This is a genomic window from Candidatus Falkowbacteria bacterium (assembly GCA_018674305.1).
Lineage (GTDB): Bacteria > Patescibacteriota > Patescibacteriia > UBA11705 > JABHMO01 > JABMRF01.
Genome location: JABHAL010000008.1, coordinates 44,763 through 66,994, shown reverse-complemented (window position 1 = coordinate 66,994; position 22,232 = coordinate 44,763). Strand labels below are relative to the sequence as shown.

Below are 22,232 nucleotides of genomic sequence, written 5' to 3'. Positions count from 1 at the left end.
GTCAGAGATACACAATCAGCAGAAAAACAAGAATATAATTTTATGTTATCTGGATTTAATGTACCAGCATCCATTTCAGTATTAAAGTTAGCTCCAACCTGAGTATTAATACAAGACTCCAAACAATCAGGATAGTGTAATATAACTTTTGGTTCTTGAAATTTGACTTCTAGATAACCTTTTTTATACAAGACATCAAACATCTCCGCTAAATCAGCGTCGGCTGGTACTGCCTCTACAGCAATTTCATAAGGAGTCCATGGTGGTGTTTCATAGAGAATTTCAGTTTCCTGTCCTTCAACCGCAGTTAATTTATAATAACCAATATATTTATAAACATTTTCCTCAGCTGAACAAACTGGTTTATTTGACCCACTTTCAGATTCATAAGGATCATAGTCAACACAAGCAAATCCCTCAAATTCAACCTTGACAGGATCATCAATTACTGACCAGTCCCAATCTTCATTAACCAAAGAGATTTCTTGGCAATCGTACTGTCCAGAAATGCGATATTTTTGGTTGCCATATAAATCCTCAATCAAACCAACCAAAGGAGTCATCAACAAATTATCTGGAACGCAAGGAGCTTCAAGTGTTTTGAAGTCCCACTTATAATCACCAGTCATGAATTTAATATCCTTACCTGTCCCAGTTGTACGAATACCACTGTAACCACCTTTAACTACCGCCTGATACCAAGTACTTCCAAATAACTGATAATCATTTTCACCAGCTTCATAAACAATACCTGAATTAACCCCACCAGCAATTAAATCATTCAGATTATTTTTCAAAGATTCCACCAAACCAAACATACTTATTTGCTGACCACCTCCCACACAACTACAACCTTCTGAACCTGGCTCACATTCCACATCACCATTCAAACACTGGAAATCTAAATTAGCAGGCAAATAATCAGTACCCGTATTTACATCTTTGACCACTCGAGAAATACAAACACCTGGCACTACTGAATTGTTTTCACTGGAACAAAGATTGAAGTCACACTTCAAGCCGTTATCATTTAGACAACGTTTAAGAACTATATTACTATTTAATGAAGTTGGTTCCACCTCTAAACTGAAGGTGGCAGAAATAACTCCATTAGGACAAGCGTCCTGTGTATTTTTATATGGTGATGGTGACTGAGCATAAACAGCTGGAATACAGCTTCTCTCCAAAACCTGCAAAGACACAGGCATTGGACCTGTACTCATAGTCCACATAAACTCAGTTGGTTCGTAGGTATATTCTTCTTCACACGTATTCTGTAGTTGACAAATTCCATTTCCACAACATTCCTCTCCTGCATCACAAGACTCTGGAGTACAACTGCCTACGTTAAAATTAACAGCATTACTTCGTGCTTTTTTGCCCTCATCATCAGCCTCAGTTGCTTCCAAAAATATCCCTCCAGATTTTGCACCTTCAGGAACAACAGCGTTTTCAATTAAATTTTCATTCCAACTTCCGACACTACTAACTGCCACACCTGGATCTGGATCATACGTACACTGACAATTTAACCCTGCTCCCGGAAGACACGCTTCTACGCCTTCTGGACAAACCAATTTAGGTCCACCGGTAGCAGAAAATTTAATTGTATATTTATCATCATCAGACAAATAAGATCCAACTAAATCAACTCCCGTACCTTCAGGGCCGTTATTTGGACTAACAGAACACAAACCAGGACTTGGAACACCTTGCTGCATTTCAATATTATAAGGTTCACTAACTAATCCATCGGCAGTATATAAAATTATGTAATATTCATCATTATATGGTTCGACATCATCAAGACTTAGAACTTTTTCCAATGCTTCTTCAGGAATTTTTATTACGATCTGATCATCCGACCAACTACCAGGACCACAACCCAAACCAGCTGGCCAATCATACGAATAGCCGTTAATACTTCTGTGAATCTCTACAAAACCAACATCATTTCCAAAATACATACCTGAAACAGTGACTATTTGTCCGAAATGTAAATCTTCAGGCTCAACATTTTCAATTACAGGCAGATTTGATGATGGCACAATTTTGAATTTTGCTGGATTACTAATAACCTCTTTACAATGACAATCCTTACTTGGCTCGGGACACACTTCTCCAGTTTCTAAACTTGTACATAGAATGCCTTTGTTCACGTAAACATTGTACAATCCCTTTTCCATGATAGGTACTTGGATCGCCTCAATTTCAGTTGCGTCCCAAGAAAATCCTGGGCCAAAAGAAGCAGGATAAGTACCAAAACTAATTACATCATTATCATCCTTGTCATCACCAAAATTATCTCCAATGGCTTTTACTGAACTATTAACTGGGCCCTTGTTACAAGTTATACAAACACCATTATCACAAGACGGATTACACGCCTCCAACTGAACTGAACATAAACCAGGATAATTAATATTTACGTCAACTGTAAAATCACCTTCCCAACCATCTTCATCATCAGTTGTATCAAACTCACCTAAAAAATTAACAATTTTAATTGGACCACTAACTGCTGACTCTGGAACTTTTACAATCACTTGGGTTGATTGCCATGCCGAACCGACATCACAACCAAGCGCAGCAGGAATATACTCTCCATCTGAGTCTGTAAATAGAACCTGCCCAGTTGCATCTCCAGAACTATATTTCAAAAAGCCACTACCAGCAATAGAAACTAAATTACCTGGGCCACCAGCCTCTGGATTAATATCTGAAATAATCGGGACTGTCGCGCAAAAACCTTGACACAAAATACCGTCTGGACAGTCCGTGTCAATTTCACAACTGTCAGCTTGCTGATCCTGACAAGTTTTAATACATTTTCCTGCACAATCATCATCATTATTACAAGCTTCACCATCGCAAGCTAAACACTCTGGGAAATCGCCAGTAGCATTACATATTGGCACACCATCAGCATCAAAACAATATTCTGGTAATAAGCTAATCTGGATTGTTTTTTCACCTATATGATCATTAACATCACCTGATTCAGCTTTTAATGAATATTTTTTTAACTCCAAATCATAAGTTTCCCACGTAAATACAGTTTCAAAAAATTTGGGAGTTGTTCCATCTTGTGGAGTCTGTTCATAATAAAACTCATCATCTTCATATAACTGTATATAAGCTACTCCGCCATCATCAGTTGATTCTACCAATACATCAATTTCCGCATCCTGACTGAGTTTGGCACCGTTACTTATATTCTGAAAAGAAACTACTGGTGCATCAACATCACACATTTCACTGGTTGAAAATTCTGTTAAACATTTACTTCCAAAAGAACAAGACAAACCATAAGCGCCGGTTATAGATTTTATTTCACCAGGAGTTATTGAAACTTTAAACTGCGTATTTTTATCAAAACATTTCTGGCCTGCGCAAACCTCCTCCTGACAATCAGCAGTTGGAGTGAATACTACTTTTTTACCTTCCGATCCAACTACTTCAAAGGTTCCAGGAATCACCTCCTCGTTTCCTTCAACATATTCTTCATTTTCAAGTTCTATAAAAATATAATCAAATTTTGCACAACCTTGACCAACTCGAGTTAACCGCACATAAACCTCGTCACTATTTTCATAACAAGCAGCTGGAATGTCAAATGTCGATTCTCCGTTGGATGCCTGCCCATTTTTGATAATAATATTATCTTCAATACTCCCGATATCTTTTCCACAAGTAACATCATAAATTGCGTCATCACCAGTTACCTCTACCTCTATGGCCATTTTAACAGTTAATGCTTGCTCGTGATTAACTTCACTTACATCAAAAGCTAAATCCATTGGCGTATTACCAACAATTTGTTTTTCCTCATTTACATCCGTGCAAGCTACCCAACCTGAATTCCATACTTCATCATCAACTGAAATTTCTGCCAATATAAGCTCTTGATTGCCATTACTTTCTACAACGCTGGTTGGCTCAACTTGAGTTACAACTATTTCTTTTTGTCCAGCTTTAGTAACTTTAATGTTATTAGGATTAATAGTAGCCTCATCAACAGCCTTAGAAAAAGCAATCTTTACTGACGAATTAATTGGCATTCCATCACCCTGTGGTGAAACTGACTTGACGATAAAAGAAACAGGCCCAACATTCGGATTAAGACCACCATAGTCATCGCCAACATAGGTACCATCCTGATATCCAGTAGCATCAGATAATTTGTTAATTACAAATGTCGTGATAGCATAGGCTGAAAAAATAATGGCCAAACCGATAGCTGCGTTAATCATCCACTTTTTGGCTTTGCCAACCTTCTCATCACTACCTCCAGCCGTCATATACAAAAAGCCAGCGTATAAAAATATACACAAGGCAATAGCTCCCAAGAAACCTAGAAATATCTGGATAATCTTACCAATCAAAGCTTTTAAATCGGTCTTGCCCAAACCTGTTTGTTCTCCAACTGTATCTACTCCCAAGTCAGCCTGGGCATAAACTTGATTAATGAAAAATAAACCGATCCCCAGTAATACCAAAATTATTACTAAACTGAGAATTTTAGTTTTTTTGTTTTTATTTGTGCAAAACATCCACGTTATATTTTATTTTTTATTTAAAACTTGAAGTAGGAATAAAAGACCACTGTGATCAACTCTACTATGCACGGACGCGATTAATCGCGTCTCTCTATTAATTAATCGGAATAGGACACTCTTCTCCGGGCTCACCATTCAATCGGAATGTTCCATCTTGCGGACAGCAAGACTCTCCTGGTCCTACGTCGTTCCAACAATCACTATTATCAACCGCATCACTACTAACCTCTTTAGTAGGACTGAAGCAATTGAAACGAGAATCTTTTAGTTCAGATTTTATAATTGGAGTATATATTGGCAAAGACTCTTCTGTTTCATCATACTCCTTGAACGGCGCATGACTCATGGTAATTTTGTTCATAATAATAACCGGCTCCGGTGGATCTTCTCCTTCAACCGGCGCTGCTTGCTCTATTCCATAATTTGGGTCAAACCAACCCTTAAAAGGACTACCGTCACCATTAGTTCCATATAAATAAACTTCAGTATCCACGGTATAGCCATCTAAATCTTCATCAAAAGTAGCATTAACTAAAGTGACAGGCGTAACTTCACCCTTGGAATTAAGCGGATCTAACCCAGTTAATCCAGGACCGAGCAAATCTAGAACATTACCAGTCAGAAATCCCCAGAAAAAATTATCCTTCAAGGCAACTAAGTCCTCTGGCTCTGCTGATATTAAACCTGGGCCATCCGCTACTCCATTTTCATTCCCATCTAGAGAATTTCCACCCATGTCCACTATTCCAGTACCAGGGATTGCAATGCCTTCCCCAACGATCTTAGCAGCTAAAACTTTTCCTGTTATATCAGCATTAGTTGGCAAACAAAAGGCTGCCTCACCACAAGAATTTTTTGCGCCATCTGCACATTCAGTACCTGCCATAAACTGAACCGTTCGATATTTATTTATACCAACCTTCCAACCTCCTGGAATATGACTTGAGCTACAGCCAGGCAATGAATCTCCATTCTCTCCAGCAACCACCTGAACTTCGTTATCCTGATCACCATCATCACAATTCTGCGTTTGAGTAAGTGGCGGTATCACTGGCTCATTGAAATTAATATACACTCCTTGATTTAAATAAACTTTTCCGTCACAATCTGTTTTTGAACAACCAATTTTCTTTGGTGAACAATTGCACCCGACAGGCTCTTCCACTGGATATGCCACATTGACCGGTACAACTGAACTGATTTGAGGAGGAGTTAAATCTAAAAATGTGCCAGTTGTAAATCTCCATTTATAATCAGGGTAAGAAGAATTAAAGACACCTGAACCTTCACCACCTTCGGCATTTTCCTTTTTAATATTTGGAGTCAAATAAACTATGTATGTAACATCTTCATCTTCACTACCTAAATGCATATCTAAATCATAAAAAGGATTAAAAATTATAGTTTGCTGGTCCTCTGTCATCATGGCATAACCGGGTACCAACTTATTGTCACTACAAGTTTCATTTAAACATTGGCCACCACCACAATCAGCAGAGGTATCACAAAATTTACCATCTTTAATATCGTAAAAAGGCACTTGCTCACAAGTTTGATCTTCATCCAAATCATTGTCATCCATCATGTCCTCACATTTATAAATACGAACCGCATTCTTTTTTATTTCACCGCAACGAGGAATTGGATTTCCATCATCGTCTTTAGGACAATTTAAATTGTCATTTTTATTAATAACAGACTCTAGATAAATTTTGTTTTTGAAAGTAACCAAAATCATTGTATTTCGTGGTAAATCTTTTTGATCCGGTTCTGGATAATGACTTTGAATAATATGACCAAATGCACCACCAGAAATATTATAGCCACCGCCTGGTAACCCTGCTGCCGCGAAATAACCACTTGGATCATATTTAGCTTCCTCTCCTAATAACATATTGAATATAAATACCGTAATTGAGTAAGCAGCAAAAATAATAACCATACCAATAAATCCATTGACTAACCATTTTTTGGCTTTTTCTATTTTAGCGGCGTCACCACCAGAAGTCATGTAGACAAACCCAGCATAAAGTACAATTATAAGAGCCACTGCACCCAAAAGGCCCAAGGCTACTTTAATAATATTACCCACAATAATTCGCGGATCTGTTTTTTCTAAAACTGTCTGACCAGCGGCTGCGTCTAAATTCATTTCTGCATCCGTTCCACTAACATCCTGAGCCTGAACCGGTATTGGCACAAATAAAAAAACTGCCAATATCAACACTAAACAACTGACAGTTATTTTAACCACTTTCTGAGATAACACATTATAATTATACATTGTCCCCGCACATTTCACCTTTAAGCCTACATTTCTTTTGCCCTAGATGAAATGTATATTAATTTTTATTTTTGATTTTAGGTTTGTTCGCAAATTATCCAAGTAATTCCTTCACTACTTGACTAACTGCGCTGCCGTCAGCCTGCCCTTGCAATTCTGTCATGACCTGTCTCATAACTTTTCCAAAATTTCCTTTATCATCTTCAGGCAACTGACTAATAACCTGCTGAGTAGCTTCCTTGATTTTTTCGACTGACATCTGTTCTGGTAAGTATTCTTGCAATACTTCTATCTCAGACAATTCACGCTCAGCCAATTCCGACCGTCCTGCCTGACCAAACATTTCTGCTGACTCTTTACGTTTTTTTATTTCACTTTTTAGAATCGCAATAGTCTCCTCATCTTGCAATTCTTTTTTTATTTCAATCTGTTTGTTTTTTATAGCACTCTTCAACATCCTTAAAGTAGACAAAACCAATTCATTTTTGTCTTTCATTGCTTGTACCAAAGCCTGTTCAATATTATTTATTAGGCTCATATATATTATACTAAATTTTAACTTCCAAGAACAGCCCAGAGCTGTTGAAAAGATTTGGAAAGTTTCAATTATAAAATTACCCTAATATCGTCTTCGGCGAGTATTTGTTTCTTCTGGAATACGGCCTATTTTCTTAAGGTATTCTTTTTTCTCTCGATATTCTTTACGAGAAATCTTATCTGCTTTTTGCAAATTACGACTCATGTCCTTTCGGTTATATAACCTTTTCTTAAATTCAAGTACAACGCCACTCTGCATCAACCGTCTATTAAAACGACGGACAAAAGCTTCAAATGTTTCCCCCTTTTTTCGTTTTACCTCTATTGCCATGTTATTGCCCTTTCAAATAATTTATTAATTCAATGGAAGCTATAATAATGATATATTCCAAGATCAAGATTAGCTAAATTTTCCTAAAAAGTCAAGTCTATCTAGGCTTTTCTTTCTCTAAGACGCTTATTAATTTCTTTTATAGCCTTATCCGCATTCAAAACCTCCTGAATACCACTTTCCATATCTCTAAGTATAATAGTGTTTTCATTAACTTCTTTCTGGCCTAAAATTAGAACAAATTTTGCATTTTGCTTTTTTGCCATATCTAGCTGTTCTTTCAAGCTTCTTTTGGAAAAATTAGCCTTGACCACAAAATCTTCGTTTCTCAATTTTTCAAAATATGAAAAAGCCTTTTGTCTAGCCTGCTCACTTAATTGAGCTAAATATACAACGGTCTGTTTAACAACAGGGATTTCCACCTTTTGTGCTTTTAACTGATTGACCACTCGCTCAAGTCCCAAACTAAATCCAGCGGCTGGTACCTCTGGCCCACTCAACATAGGAATTAAATAATCATATCTACCACCACCAGCAATTGAATATTTAACTTCATCCTCTTCCGTAATTGGATAAATTTCAAAAACGGTCTTGGTGTAAAAATCAAAAGCTCTAAATAAATCAGCTTCTAATTTATATGAAATCTTCAGTTCATCTAAATATTCCAAAACTCTAAATAAATGATCACGACATTCATCGCACAACCAATCAACCATCTGTGGGGCATCATCCTTGACTTGTTTACATTTATTATTCTGGCAACTTAAAAATTTAAGTGGATCTCTAGTGACATATTTTCTACAATCAGCGCAAACTGCACCTCTCTTTGATTTTAAATAACCAGTCAATGCCTTACTATACTCTGGGCGACAAGACACACAACCCATACTGTTTAATCGAACTTCAACATTCAAACCTATACGTTTCAAAAATGAGCAAGCAATAATAATTAACTCAGCATCAATTGCTGCAGTTTTGTTCCCTAAAATTTCAAAACTAACTTGAGTAAATTGGCGAAGCTTATTGGCTTCTACTTTTCCCTGTCGAAAAACTGGGCCCCAATTAAAAACTTTGACCGGCATAATTTGATTAATCATATTATGAGCGATAAAAGCCCTAGCAACTGAAGATGTAGTTTCTGGTCGGAGAATAAGCTTTTGGCCTTTGTCAATAAAACTAAACGATTCTTTATCTAAAATACCACCTTGTTTGAATAAAGTATGATTAAACAATTCGTACTTTTCCAAAACAGGCGTATCCAGCCTAGTAAAACTATAATCATCAACCACTGACTGTAATTCCTTTTCAACAAAATTTATATATTTCTGATCTGCTGGCAAGAAATCCCGCATTCCTTCAACAAGAGAAGGTGTTTTTATCTTTTTTATTTCTTCTTGTGGTTGTTCTTCTTTTTTTCTTCTTGGCATAATTAAACTAGTTAAAAATTAAGGTAAATCCACTTACTAAAAACTAATTACTATATAATAATACTTTAAACTTTTTTATTGATATTGGACTTCTGGAAAAGTTGTGAATCGCCAAAATGGCCAACCTCTAAACCAAACTCTCCCAATAATTAAACTACTATCAACTGGGCCAAATCGACGAGAATCCAAACTATACTCTCGATTATCACCCATCACATAATATTCGTCTGGACCGAGAGTCCACTTCCGACTATCTAAAGTCCTGTTTTCGTCAGGTAAATATTCATTTTCTTCTAATAAAAATTTTTGTTTGTTATCATCTGCGCCATGAATATAAACTCGATTATCAGAAATATCTACCACTTCACCAGGCAAGCCAATTATACGCTTGATAAAATACTGAGATGGATCCTTCGGATACTTAAATACAATAATATCGCCACGACTGGGGTCATTAAACCGATAACTAATTTCGTCAATGATCAAATACTCATGATCATAAAAACTTGGTTCCATTGAAGCGCCCTTAACGTAAAATGGTTGAATTAAAAAATAACGTACTGGAATGATTATTGCCAATGATACGCAAACAACTTTAAGCAAGTCCCAAAAAAACTGCAAAACTTTTTGCGTTGGTGTTAATTCTTTTTCTCCAAAATACTCTTTATTAACAAAACCCATAGTAATTTAAGCTCCAGCTCCTAGTTTTAAAATCATAACGATTGCAAATAAAGCCCTAAAACCCAAAAATCTTACAAAAGTTATCCACTTTTATTCTATTTTAGTATAGCACAAAAATAACATATAACCAAGCTTTCCGTCAAGCTGATAAAATTACAAGTGAGTTGAACCGTTTACTAATTACTATTCACTATTCACTAATTACTATTTACTGATACCTTCATCTAACTATTGCCTCTTTCATATTTATGACCTATAATTAACCCAGAGTAAGCTAAAACTCGCTAGTATTTTTATTATGAAAACATATAATCAAAAATCTGACCCAATGGTTGATCCACGTATAAACCTCCTAAACAGAGCTGATAACCAATATCCACGAGGCAAACGAATTTTCAAAGTAAGTAAGTTCATCCTTTACTTATTTATCGTTTTAGTCTTGGCTTTTGTGGTTTTCTCTTACCAAGTTTTGTTTACCAACAATAGCGTTAATGATATTTTTAGTGGGAAAATTAACATTTTTCAACAGCTAAATTCTTTGGCAGGCGAAGGGAATCAATTACAAGGAGAGTCCGATGATCGGATCAATATCTTACTTCTCGGTATGGGAGGTGCTGGGCATGAAGGACCCTATTTAACTGACACTGTTATTTTGGCCAGTATCAAACCGTCAACCAAACAAATTGGAATGGTCTCTATCCCCCGCGACCTACTAACAGAAATACCTGGCTTTGGTTGGTGGAAAATCAATAACGCTAATGCTTTTGGTGAAAAGCAAAGTCCTGGCAACGGAGGCGAACTTGTCAAGCAAGTGGTTAACCAAGTCTTTGAACTACCTATACATTATTACGTAAGAATAGACTTTGCTGGTTTTGAAAAAATTATTGATGACGTCGGAGGCATTAAGGTTTCTGTCGATACAAGTTTCACAGACTTTCAATATCCAACCTTAGACTATAAATACCAAGTTGTTTCATTTGAACAAGGGTGGCAAACCATGGACGGCGATGCAGCTTTAAAATTTGCACGATCTCGTCACGGCAGTAATGGAGAAGGCTCTGATTTCGCTCGTAGTCAGAGACAACAAAAAATACTTCAGGCTTTCAAAAGTAGAATTTTCTCATATAGCTTTCTTTTAAGTCCTAGAAAAATAAAAAAATTCACCAGCGCTTTAGCTGGTCACATTCGAACCGACCTAGAACCATGGGAACTGGTCAAACTTGCCAAACTGGCAGAAAAGATTGACACTGAAAATATTATTACCCGAGTACTAGATGACAGCCCTGGAGGATTTCTCTACGCCAACATTGTCAATGAAGCATATGTGCTACAACCAAAGGGTGATGATTTTACTCAAATTCAATATGTTGCAAAAAACATATTCAAAGGCCAAGAAATTTTGGAACAAAAAAAAGTAATCACAGTAGAAATCCTTAACGGCACCACAATAGCTGGACTGGCCTCTCGGAATTTACAAGAACTAAAATTGGTCGGTTATCGAGTAAATAAAATCGGTAACTCACCTAAACAAAATTATACAAACACCGTAGTTTATAAACTTTCTCAAAAAAATGCACCTGAAGAGGAAAAGTTTTTAGCCAGTAAATATAATACAGACATTCAAAAAAATAACATTCCTGACTGGGCAATAAATATGGCTGGCCTAGACCTTGACTTTTTAATAATTTTAGGGCAAGATGTAGCAGAGTAAAGAGTAGCAATAAGTTAATCAGTTGATTAGCGAATTAGTTAATTAGTTGATTTAGTTGATAATCATGAATGTTTACTGTTATCGCCTTTATCCCCTTGGCGTGGAGTTATTCAAAAAATATACTTCATGCTTTACCCCCTATAATTTTATGAAAGAAATAAAACCACAATTTCCTGTAATAGCGCTAATTGGTCGAACCAATGTTGGAAAATCGACCATTTTTAATCGTTTGACAGAAAACAAACAAGCAATAGTTTCAAACATCCCAGGTACCACCCGTGATAAACGTTATGGTAACTGTTTGTGGTTAGGAAAAACCATAACCTTAACTGATACAGCCGGTCTTGATGTTGACTCTGGAACAGAAATAGATAAAAAAGCAATTGACCTGGCAAAAAAATCTATTACAGAATCAGACTTAAATCTACTAATTGTTGATTCAAAACATGGTCTACTTCCACAAGACAAAGAATACGCCAAGTTGATCAAAAAGTCCGGCAAGCCAGTTTTCTTAGTAATTAACAAAGTCGATTCAAATAAACAAATGGACGGTTTGGGCGAATTTCAAAAGCTAGCAATAAAAACTATTCATCCTATTTCTGCAAAAACAGGGGCTGGAACTGGTGATCTTCTAGATGATATCTTAAAAAGCGTTGACCACCTAAAACATCCAGGAAACGAAGAGACTTCATCAAAAAATGCAGATCGAACAATAAGAATTGCTCTTATTGGAAAACCTAACGTAGGAAAATCTTCGCTTTTGAATAAAATTGTGGGTGCTGAAAAATCGATTGTTTCTTCTGTTCCGCACACCACTCGCGATAGCCAAGATGCAACCATTGGCTACGACCCAACACAAGGAATAGAAGGTTCAGCTGAATCACTCCCAGACGCCCCTGCCGGCCAATACCTACTCACCTTCACTGACACAGCTGGAATTATTAAAAAAAGAAAAGTCGCTAATAAATTTCAAGAAATGAGCATTGATCAAAGTATTGGCAGTCTCAAACGTAGCGACATTGTCCTTCTTTTATTTGACGCGGACCAACCAATCACTATGCAGGACAAAACCCTGACTCAAGCAATTTCTGATAATTATAAATCCATAATTTTCGTGGTCAACAAGTGGGATTTGGTAGAAGAAAAGTCCACTCATAGTGACAAAGATTATATTGCATACTTAGACCGAAGTATTCCTTTCTTGACTTGGGCACCCGTAATTTTCATATCTGCCAAAACGGGATTTAAAGTTCAACGATTACTTGATATAATAATACAGACCTACGAAAAGCAAAATACTACTTTTGAACAAACTGAGATTGATGAGTTTTTGAGATCTTTGCTCAAGAAAAAAGTACCACCAAGAAGCAAAGGTACAAAACCTCCATTCATCCACACCATGAAACAAACTCAAATTAACCCACTTGGTTTTGAATTTGTTGCTAATCAGTCAAAAGCTATCAACTATGCCTACCGTCGCTTCATAAAAAAAGAATTAAGAAAAAAATTCAATCTTGGCGGTTGCAGTATCAAATTAGATTTCATAGAAAAAGTACATGTCCATGGACAAGATGGCCGAGGACCTGACTCAAAGAAATACGGTAAAAGATAAAAATCAAATCACATGTCTACTGAACAACCAAAAACTAAAATGACCGCTGAGTTCCTGGACAAGCTTATTCTTAATGATTTCCCAAATAATGGATTTGATTATGTTTACACGAACATTCAATTTGCCCTTAGATTTCCCAACAAAATAAATTTTTATGAAAGAATTGACCCAGAGGTTATTTTAACTTTTGACCAATATCTCACAGAAAAAATTGCTCCAAAATTTAATTTGCTCCCACCCGACGTAGTTCCGGAAGAAACTCAAGCTAAAATTGATATAGCTAATAAACTTTCCGCGGAACTTAAGCAATCCCTTCAAGAAAAAAAGCCAATCAAGGAAATTTACCAACTTCTAAAAAACTACAGAAAGCAACTTGGTGATACATTTAATATAATTCCAGAACTTGAATAATAACCTCTTCCAACTTTATAAACTTTTAACATTCAACCTATCAAATGAAAATTATTACAGGTCTAGGTAACCCTGGAAAAAAACACCAATTCACTCGTCACAATATCGGGTTTTCCGTTATTGAATTTTTACGTGATGAATGGGAACAAAGCGCTAATTTCTCTAGCTGGAGTGATAATAAAAAATTTCAAGCTCGTATTTCCGAAGGAAACTTAAATGGTGAGAAAATAATCCTAGCCAAACCACTGACCTTCATGAATAATTCCGGAGAAGCTGTCAGTCTATTGATGAACTTTTATAAAGTTGAGCCAAGCGATCTGATTGTTATTCATGATGAGATTGATTTGACTTTTGGTAATTACAAGGTTCAAAAGGACAAATCTGCAGCCGGTCATAATGGCATTAAATCAATCATTGAAAAAATTGGTAGCCAGAATTTTACCCGCGTCAGAGTTGGCGTTGGTAAAGAAGACAAGAGCAAGCAAGGTGACACCGCTCGTTTCGTTTTGAACAGTTTCGGTTTCTTAGAAAAATTCAAACTTAAAGATTTGAAACACAAAATTCTTGAAGAATTTAGAAATCATTTACTTTCTTAATCCACTATTTCCTATAAAATTCACATATTAAAAGACCGCTCCGATATTGCATCGGAGCGGTTTTGATTACTAACGTCGCCTTTTACTACGCGAACCTCTGGTTCCACGAGAACCTCGAGAACTGCGCACTGGACTAGAGCGACCACGCGAGCTGGAGCGATACGACTTACTCTTATTCCTACTCTTACTCTTACGCTTGCCGTAAGTCGAAGAATTGGCTCGAGACGAGCGCGAACGAGAACGATTTCCCGTGCTGTAATTCCGCTTGCCTTTGTTGCTTCGCTGTCGCTTCAACTTTGTTGAACTGCGACCACGCTTTTTGTGACCTTTGTTTTGCCACTTTTTATTACTGTGCTGTCGTTTACTCTTGGCATACTTCTTGTTTTTGTACGACTTTCCTTTGGAGAGCTTCTTGCCTTTGTACGACTTTCCCTTAGCGTACTTTTTGCCCTTAGCGTACTTTTTGCCCTTGGCGTACTTTTTGCCCTTGGCGTACTTTTTGCCTTTAGTGTAATGCTTCTTGTGATGAGCTCGCCAATGTCGAGGATGATTGTGGTATGTGGAAGTGTGATATCGTTTGTAATACCATGGATGAACCCAGTAACGATGGCCATTGTACCAATGTGAATGGTATCGTACGTAGTGGTTGTTATACCAATAATACGGAAAACCATTGTAGTAAAAGGACAGACCAACATAATCCAACGGCCAAAAACTCAGAGAAACCACAGTTTGAGGTTCATCAAAGTAGTAATAGTCAGGATCAACTTCTACCACATCACCAGAACTTTCATCAAACTCTTCATCCCAGCACAGATCGCAGTCGTACTGACATTCATAGTCGTCTTCAGCGCAACCGCACTCATCGCAGTTGAAATAAGTTTCGCTTCCAACTGTCCAGTCAGAAGCAGTTGAGTCACGATCCCAACCCTCAATATACTGAGCCTGGGCAACTGAAGCACCAACCAAACAAATGGCCAATGCAATTGTCAAAAATACGAACTTTCTCATACTAACCTCCTATGTAAAAAAGTCCAACTTACTAATTTATATTATATCACAGTATCGTCGCATAATAACACATACGCTTAGACCTGTCAACCAGTAACACTTCTGTCCTTTCTTTTAAAAGTCAAGATCCCTGTTCAGTTGAACAGGGATCAGTTTGACAAAACAAGATCCTCTACTACCGGCGATATCTGCGAGCCTGGCTTCTTGCTCTCTTGTAACGGAGATACTCCCGCTGACGAGCTTTCCGTTGCTGACTACGCCAGCGACGTTCGCTTCGACAGTCCGCATCACAAACATACGATTCCCGATAACGCGGGCCATCATCGTACGCGTAGTACGGGCGAGAAAAGCATCCGCTAATGGTGATCGACACAAAAGCAAACAGAATTACGAGAAGAAAATACTTCTTCATGATATCCTCCAAGGTTGTTTGATTGTCAGGATTATTTACTTATATAAACAATCCTCACCATCAAACTTAATACTTCGCATTTGATAAATCAGTTTTTACTTTTTTGTTAATCCGTATATCAGTAAAAATCAGTAATCAGTATTTAAAAAACTGATCCACACAATCAAACTTACCAGTGCAAGTTTCAGCAGTAAACTGACAAAACTTAACTCACGGATACTCCACAGCTAGGAGGGGATACTGTCTTTCTCCACTGGTAAGCATGATCACATAGACCAGCTTCCATAACAGTATATTATAGTATCCTATATAAGGTTGTCAAGGCTTTAAGCAAGTGGAACGAACCAATGAGCCTGGTTCTTGATCTAATTACAGTTTCATTATAGCATGTTTTAATAAAAAAGTCAAGTGTTATTACCACCCATTGCCTAAATTTACGACAAAGTTATCCGTTCAGAAAAAAAAGCTCAGTATATACTGAGCTTGTATTATTAAAATCCCCCTAAATACCACATCACCGAAATCGCACTTAATGGAACCCAGAAATTGTCCCAATTTTCTACATACAACTCTACTAAAGTAGCAACTATGGCTCCAACTATCAAAACTGACCAATTGATTTCCACATTTGTAACTGAGCAAAATGCCCAAACTGAGAAAACTCCGAAACAGAAAAAAGAAGATGATCCAATAAAAGTTTTTTTTCCGTACAATCTTTTTTTTCTAAGTCTCGGACTCACCAATCCATTAAATCCATTCCCTTTCCATTCTTTGCCAATCAAGCGCGCCATAGGATCACCAACAGCCAAAAGTAATACTCCACAGACCGCAATTTCTTTTGGCAAACCAAGGTGCAATTGCATTACAGCTATAATCAGACCTGCGAAAATATATTTACTTCCTGTACTCAAGCTGTTTAATTCACTATCTCTGAGCATGTTAAAGAAAAAATCTCCTGTCACAAAACGAATTAATTCTTCTGCCCAGGAATCCCCTTTCGCTCTTCGCCAATCCACAAACAAGAACAAAAAACCAAATGCAATTAAAAAACCGAGTAGTACTTCTCCACAAAACCAAAATATTAAAGCCGATCCACCTACTCCACAAAAATGCCAGAGTGCACGCAAATAATCCTGTGTTTTTTCATTATTTGAAAAGGACATTTATCCCCCTTTTTGCTAAATCCACACTCAAAGTTGATTAAAGCAAATTCCTTTGGTATGATATCATAATGTATATTAATTACCAATTCGTCAAACTCTAAATCCTAAATAAATTCAAATTCAAAAATCCAAATAGCGACAACCATTAATACTTTTTAAGTTTCGGACATTAACGCTTTGTATTTGTTTAGAATTTGCAAAATTGGTCAATTGATTAATTATCTATGAATGATTTAAAGTACTGGCTCGCCTTTTCTCAAATTACTCGCATTGGCGCGCAAAAAATAAAACTCTTAAAACAACACTTTCCCAACATGGAACAAGCCTGGAAAGCGTCAGAGTTTGAATTGCGCGAAGCTGGGCTTGAACGGTCAGTAATTGCCGAACTTTCTTCCCGACGCTCGAACATTAACCCAGATTTAGAATTAGAAAAATTAAATAAAGAAGATATCAAGATTGTAACTATTGATGATCCTGCCTATCCAATACTTTTAAAACAGACTTACAGTGCTCCATTTTTATTATATTACAAGGGTGACTTAGCCAACCTGCATAGTCAAACCGTAGCCGTTGTTGGCACTAGAAAAATGTCTACCTACGGTCAGCAAGTAACGCAAAAAATAGTCCAAGAATTAGTCAGCCAAGATGTTATAGTTGTTAGTGGTCTAGCTTTAGGCGTCGATGCTTTGGCACATACTACTTGCGTTAATGAACGAAAAATCACAATCGCCGTTCTAGGCTCAGGCTTGGACAGACAAAATATTTATCCAGCGACTAATCGAACTCTAGCAGAAAATATTTTACAAACCAATGGCTTGATTGTCTCTGAGTATCCTATTGGAATGATGCCACTCCGTCATAATTTCCCAGCGCGTAATCGAATTATTTCCGGCCTAAGTTTGGGAACTCTGGTTATTGAAGCTGGTGAAACATCAGGCGCATTGATTACTGCCAAGTTCGCATTAGAACAAAATCGTGAAGTGTTTGCCATTCCAGGACAAATTAATCACCCTATGTCCATTGGTACTAATAATCTGATTAAACAAGGTGCTAAGTTAGTTCAGTCCGCTGAAGATATTTTCGAAGAATTGCAAATCAAAGAACTAAAACAACAGCATGAAGCTAAACAAGTGATTCCTGATTCTGCAGAAGAAGGCGCAATTCTAAAACATTTACTAACTGAACCACTTCATATCAATGAGCTTGTAAAACTAAGCGATCTCACAACGCAGGAAGTAAATTCAACTTTGATGATGCTAGAAATGAAAGGAAAGGTAAAGAATTTAGGGAATAATAGTTATATAGCGAATATTTAATTATCAATTTACAATTTTCTAATTTTCATTAAATTCACAATTTGCAATTTTCAAATAAACCATCTACTGAATTGAAAATTCTGGTATTGAAAATTTATTGTAAAATTAAAAATTGATAATTGAAAATTTTTGTAATTCGCTCACACCCGGTCTTCCGCCTTCGTCAGAAACTACGGCGAACAGGAAAGACACGGGTTAAGTACTTTTTTTCTCAATAAAAAAAGGCACTGAAATCGTTCAGTTGCCTTTTTGGTTATTATTTACATTATCGTAACTCGTAGGTCACAAAGAGCATGTGAACCCGGGGTCCAACCAATAAACTCGCCGCCCGCTTCTTCACAAACGCGAGAGTCATCAGCTTTATTTTCTGAAGCAGGAACAACACAAAGCTCCATGGGTAAATCACGAACAGAATAGGATAAGCCATGCACCTTCCGACAAGAATGATACAATTCGCGCTTAGCTGAGTAGATCCTGTCCGATAAAAAAGCATCTTGTTCTTCAACTGCTTTCTTTTTCAAAACGCTTGAATCCACAGAAGCAGCCTCTTTTGAAGAACTATACTTCATCATACAAATCACACCATCGAGATTCACCCCGACATCCTCACCTCCAGCTGCCGCGCAAGCATCGATTGCAACTTGCATCTCCGCCGTCACTGCAACAGTGACATCAGAGATAGAAGACACTTGCTTTGCACAATCACACTCCATAAGAAGTTCTTGTTCACGCGAGCCATAGCCCCTTCCAACATGAAAAGACAAAGCTGAAGCCAAAAGCATTAACAAAGTAGAAAATATTACTCCTCTCATTTATTCCTCCAAAGTTTGAATTATACATCTTCCTGTCAGTTATCTTTTTGAATTACAGAAATAGCTAGCCTTCTTTTCTCCTCCGTATCGCAATAGCCATTGGCCGGAGCATCCGCATACCGAAAAAAGCCAAAAACAAACCGCCAATTCCTCCCAGAAACAAATCACCAAAGCAGAAAAACAAGCCTGAAAAACCATGAATCATCAAATTAGAGTAGATCAATCCAAGTACGCCAGCTGTAATAGCGAAAAAAATTGACCAACCCATAACGCGATAATTATCAATCCCCATACAGGAATTCATAGCCAAGGCGAAAGTTGAAATAATCCCAATCGCCAAAACTATGGCGATAAGAATATAACGCAAAATATTGTCAATACCAGGAAAAAGGTAGGCATTACCTCCAACAGTCAAGCCTGTAGTGATTACTACACCAACCAAAATGGCCAGATAGTTTTTCCAAGTGAAACCTGAAATACTACTGAGCATTTTGCACCTCCTGCAATCTACTCTGGAAGGTCGGGTCACCAAAAAGCCCGAAACAGTACAAAGTTAGGCCGTAGCCAACCATACTAGTCGGTAACCACCAGCCATACTCAAAAGCATAACCAGGAAAAACTCCCAGTAGTTTAAATGTTCCAGAAATGACAATATACAAAACGAAAACCAAACCAGTCGTCCGGACCAATGAGTAAGCCTTGTATGGCTTCCAACTCGAACGGATATCCATAAACGTGCCATCCGCCAGCATACTAACAGCAAAAGCCAAAAAACCAACAGTCAACCCTAACTTGAGTAGAATCTGGTTCTCAACCATGTCCCAAGACGCGCCCGACACACACACATCTATAAAACCAGCTGTGCAGGTAATAGCGGTCAGCAGAAAACCAAAAACCCCCAGAAAAGAAAAAAAGATTCTCATAATTTTTTCCCGCATTTAATCCTCCGTTATATCTTCGTTTTCAAAAAACATAGACGTTTCATTATAACAAAAATTATTGCTTTTGTCAAGGTTGTTGTAAAATAAGAAGAAATATCCTATAATGAATACACAGTATGACTATTTATCAAAAATACAAAAACGCTGAAGCTTATCTCGAATCTCTAGGCAATATTCGCAGTGTTGATTTTTTTCAGGGCACTTCCAATCCTGATCATCATTTTAAGCGCACCAAACTGCTTTTAAAACTCGGTGGCAATCCAGACAAGGGCCTAAAAATAATTCATGTAGCGGGAACCAGTGGTAAGGGATCAGTGGTAAATTATATTTATAATATTTTGCAAAAAACAGGATTCAACGTGGGTGCTCACTTCTCCCCCTTTGTTTCTGTGGCCACGGAAAAAATTCAAATCAATGGAAAATTTATTTCCATGAAGGATTTCGTTGAACTGGTTGAAGAAATAAAACCCGTCATTGAAAAATGCCACCAGCAATTTGACATGCCCAGCTACTTTGAAGTTTGGCATTTATTATGCCTAATGTATTTTAAAAAACAAAAATGTGACTTTGTTGTTCAGGAAACTGGTTGCGGTGGACGCTACGATGGCTCAAATGCAGTTTACAAAACTTTAGTTTCAGTAATAACGAACATTGGACTTGATCATACCCACATTTTGGGAGATACAATCGAAAAAATCGCCTATGAAAAAGCTGGTATCATTCGCCAAGGCGGAAAAGTCTTTACTGCAGTAACAAAACCAAAAGCTTTGGAAGTTATACAAAAGGAATGTGATAAGCTTGGAGCTGATTTAACTATAGTTAACTGTAAAGACGCGATTAATCGCGTCTCCACAGCCACTGTGAATGAAGATCTTGCCCGCGCCGTAACCGAGCATCTCAAAATTGAAGAGAAACATATCCGACGCGGCTTAAATGAACCCAACCCCATACCAGCTAGATTTGAAATTGTCAGAAAAAAACCTTTGGTGATTTTGGATGGAGCGCATAATCCAGATAAACTGGCCTACCTGGCGAGTAAAATCCTAAATCCTAAATTCAAAATCCTAAACAAATTCAAAATTCAAAATCCAAACTCCAGAAAACTACATTTGATCTGTGCATTAGGGCAGCACAAAAAACCGAAAGACTGTTTCAAAGAACTATTAAAACAAACTGATTATCTATATGTCACTCGCCCACTCTTGGCTATACGCAAATTCATTGACCCGGTTGTGATTGCTAAAGAATTGAAGACTCTCTCTCTCCGACTACTGCCTTCGCTGAAGCTTCGGCAATCAGGAAAGTCAGGGGTCAAGACTCAAGTTTTCCTTGATCCGCAACAAGCGCTTGAAGCCGCTATTAAAAAAGCTAAACCAAATGATTTAATTTTGGCAACAGGTTCTTTCTTTCTTTGTTCTGATCTAAGAAAAAATTGGTATAGCGAAGAGGCTCAACTTAAACAAAGGACAAATTTTACAAAATAAACTCCTCAATAAAAAAACCGCCTCGGACGTTGCCGAAAGGCGGTTTTTGTTTTGATCAGGAGGAAAGCACCTCCCAACCATCTTCTCTTCGATACCAAAATTCACCGAGATACCAAACGAACTTTTCTTTCTCAGTTAATACCCTATATTCTACAAGAAGCGTGAGAAATTGCTTTCCTTTTGAGCCCGTACTTTTCCTCCGCATAAAATCGCCCCAATTCATACCACCGCCAAAGCCTGCTGCTTCTCCGCTCGGATACTTTTTGCCTCAGTAAGCTTTACACTTAGTTGTAAATCAGCCAATTCTTTTTCAAATACATCAGGTTGTATTCCTGCCATATCAGCCCCCACACAAAACACTAAAACTCATATACTCTATTTAAACTTAACTACCTGCACCCAGCCCTCGGCTGTTCGCCGGCAAAGCCCAAAATCGAATATCCCGTCACTAACATAATTTTCTTCTGAAGAAATAAGACCCCACTCCTCCAGACTAGAAAAATAGTCCTGAATATCAGGAGTGGTTTCTGCTAAAAAAAACTGGCATTGAATACTCGTCTTCTCAAAAATAAGTTTATCGAGAAAAGTGACACCGCCAGCTTCATTTGTGCCAGTCTTGCCAATCTTGACTCGATTCTTATCTGCACTATGAAAGATATTTACCGATACGCCACCCAGCTCTCGCCAAAGAGCCAAGAATTCTTTTTCTGGACCATGGATCTCATCACGCAGCCTGTTGATTCTTTTCTCAACTTTGGCCTTGATCACTAGCTGCTCTGCCTTCTCTCGGATTAAAACTACTAGAACTTCGCCCAATTCAACCAATCGATCTTCCTGGCTCACACACTTCTCCCTGTTTAGTTTTCAAACAACGACGTTATTAAAAGCAATTTAACCTATTCGGTCACTTTTGTCAATAAAAAGAAACTAAGGGTTATGACTGA

At 37.5% G+C, this 22,232-nt stretch carries 18 protein-coding genes; 6 read left to right on the top strand and 12 right to left on the bottom strand.

All coding sequences use genetic code 11. The features are described 5' to 3' along the window. The 6 genes from HN643_03755 to lepB all read right to left on the bottom strand — a co-directional run. Nucleotides 1-4,553 (bottom strand): hypothetical protein (locus tag HN643_03755; protein MBT7500756.1); only part of this gene is annotated, 4,553 nt, incomplete at its 3' end. A 100-nt stretch (nucleotides 4,554-4,653) separates the two neighbouring features. Further along, a complete protein-coding gene (locus tag HN643_03750; GenBank protein MBT7500755.1) occupies nucleotides 4,654-6,828 on the bottom strand; it encodes a TrbC/VirB2 family protein in 2,175 nt (724 codons plus the stop codon). Nucleotides 6,829-6,937: 109 nt separating this feature from the next. Continuing rightward, the gene (locus tag HN643_03745) at nucleotides 6,938-7,381 is read right to left on the bottom strand and encodes a GatB/YqeY domain-containing protein (GenBank protein ID MBT7500754.1); all 444 of its coding nucleotides are present in this window, start codon (nucleotides 7,379-7,381) and stop codon (nucleotides 6,938-6,940) included. A gap of 81 nt (nucleotides 7,382-7,462) precedes the next feature. Continuing rightward, nucleotides 7,463-7,711: a hypothetical protein gene (locus tag HN643_03740; GenBank protein MBT7500753.1), complete on the bottom strand. Its 249-nt coding sequence runs from the start codon at nucleotides 7,709-7,711 to the stop codon at nucleotides 7,463-7,465. Nucleotides 7,712-7,812: 101 nt separating this feature from the next. Beyond that, on the bottom strand, nucleotides 7,813-9,138 hold the full coding sequence (locus HN643_03735; protein ID MBT7500752.1) for a histidine--tRNA ligase: 1,326 nt from the start codon (nucleotides 9,136-9,138) through the stop codon (nucleotides 7,813-7,815). Nucleotides 9,139-9,213: 75 nt separating this feature from the next. Beyond that, nucleotides 9,214-9,819 (bottom strand): signal peptidase I, encoded by a 606-nt coding sequence (lepB, locus tag HN643_03730; protein ID MBT7500751.1) that lies wholly within the window; start codon nucleotides 9,817-9,819, stop codon nucleotides 9,214-9,216. 298 nt (nucleotides 9,820-10,117) lie between these two features. Here lepB and HN643_03725 point away from each other — a divergent pair, with 298 nt between their 5' ends. The 4 genes from HN643_03725 (at nucleotide 10,118) to HN643_03710 (ending at nucleotide 14,149) form a co-directional block, all read left to right on the top strand. Further along, nucleotides 10,118-11,530 carry an LCP family protein gene (locus HN643_03725; protein MBT7500750.1) on the top strand — a complete coding sequence of 471 codons (1,413 nt, stop codon included), beginning with the start codon at nucleotides 10,118-10,120 and terminating at the stop codon, nucleotides 11,528-11,530. A 148-nt stretch (nucleotides 11,531-11,678) separates the two neighbouring features. Then, nucleotides 11,679-13,142, top strand: coding sequence for a ribosome biogenesis GTPase Der (gene der / locus HN643_03720; protein ID MBT7500749.1), 1,464 nt, complete (start codon nucleotides 11,679-11,681; stop codon nucleotides 13,140-13,142). 12 nt (nucleotides 13,143-13,154) lie between these two features. Continuing rightward, entirely contained in the window at nucleotides 13,155-13,553 is a 399-nt protein-coding gene (locus HN643_03715; GenBank protein ID MBT7500748.1) for a hypothetical protein, read from the top strand. Nucleotides 13,554-13,597: 44 nt separating this feature from the next. Further along, nucleotides 13,598-14,149 carry an aminoacyl-tRNA hydrolase gene (locus HN643_03710; GenBank protein MBT7500747.1) on the top strand — a complete coding sequence of 184 codons (552 nt, stop codon included), beginning with the start codon at nucleotides 13,598-13,600 and terminating at the stop codon, nucleotides 14,147-14,149. A gap of 69 nt (nucleotides 14,150-14,218) precedes the next feature. Here the strand turns inward: HN643_03710 and HN643_03705 are convergent, their stop codons facing one another. Further along, nucleotides 14,219-15,160 carry a hypothetical protein gene (locus tag HN643_03705; GenBank protein ID MBT7500746.1) on the bottom strand — a complete coding sequence of 314 codons (942 nt, stop codon included), beginning with the start codon at nucleotides 15,158-15,160 and terminating at the stop codon, nucleotides 14,219-14,221. Nucleotides 15,161-16,063: 903 nt separating this feature from the next. Beyond that, entirely contained in the window at nucleotides 16,064-16,735 is a 672-nt protein-coding gene (locus HN643_03700) for a hypothetical protein (GenBank protein ID MBT7500745.1), read from the bottom strand. Nucleotides 16,736-16,959: 224 nt separating this feature from the next. On the opposite strand from HN643_03700, the gene dprA reads away from it, so the two are divergent. Continuing rightward, entirely contained in the window at nucleotides 16,960-18,051 is a 1,092-nt protein-coding gene (gene dprA / locus HN643_03695) for a DNA-protecting protein DprA (protein MBT7500744.1), read from the top strand. A 260-nt stretch (nucleotides 18,052-18,311) separates the two neighbouring features. Here dprA and HN643_03690 read toward each other — a convergent pair whose 3' ends face one another. The 3 genes from HN643_03690 to HN643_03680 form a co-directional block, all read right to left on the bottom strand. Then, nucleotides 18,312-18,863 (bottom strand): hypothetical protein, encoded by a 552-nt coding sequence (locus HN643_03690; protein ID MBT7500743.1) that lies wholly within the window; start codon nucleotides 18,861-18,863, stop codon nucleotides 18,312-18,314. Between the two features lie 64 nt (nucleotides 18,864-18,927). Beyond that, nucleotides 18,928-19,353, bottom strand: coding sequence for a hypothetical protein (locus HN643_03685; GenBank protein ID MBT7500742.1), 426 nt, complete (start codon nucleotides 19,351-19,353; stop codon nucleotides 18,928-18,930). Beyond that, nucleotides 19,343-19,801: a hypothetical protein gene (locus tag HN643_03680; GenBank protein MBT7500741.1), complete on the bottom strand. Its 459-nt coding sequence runs from the start codon at nucleotides 19,799-19,801 to the stop codon at nucleotides 19,343-19,345. Before HN643_03680 ends, HN643_03685 begins: the two co-directional genes overlap by 11 nt. 119 nt (nucleotides 19,802-19,920) lie before the next feature. Between HN643_03680 and HN643_03675 the strand changes: the two genes are divergently transcribed. Beyond that, nucleotides 19,921-21,288 carry a hypothetical protein gene (locus tag HN643_03675; GenBank protein ID MBT7500740.1) on the top strand — a complete coding sequence of 456 codons (1,368 nt, stop codon included), beginning with the start codon at nucleotides 19,921-19,923 and terminating at the stop codon, nucleotides 21,286-21,288. A 375-nt stretch (nucleotides 21,289-21,663) separates the two neighbouring features. Here HN643_03675 and HN643_03670 read toward each other — a convergent pair whose 3' ends face one another. After that, nucleotides 21,664-22,131 (bottom strand): hypothetical protein, encoded by a 468-nt coding sequence (locus HN643_03670; protein ID MBT7500739.1) that lies wholly within the window; start codon nucleotides 22,129-22,131, stop codon nucleotides 21,664-21,666. Between the last annotated feature and the right edge of the window lie 101 nt (nucleotides 22,132-22,232).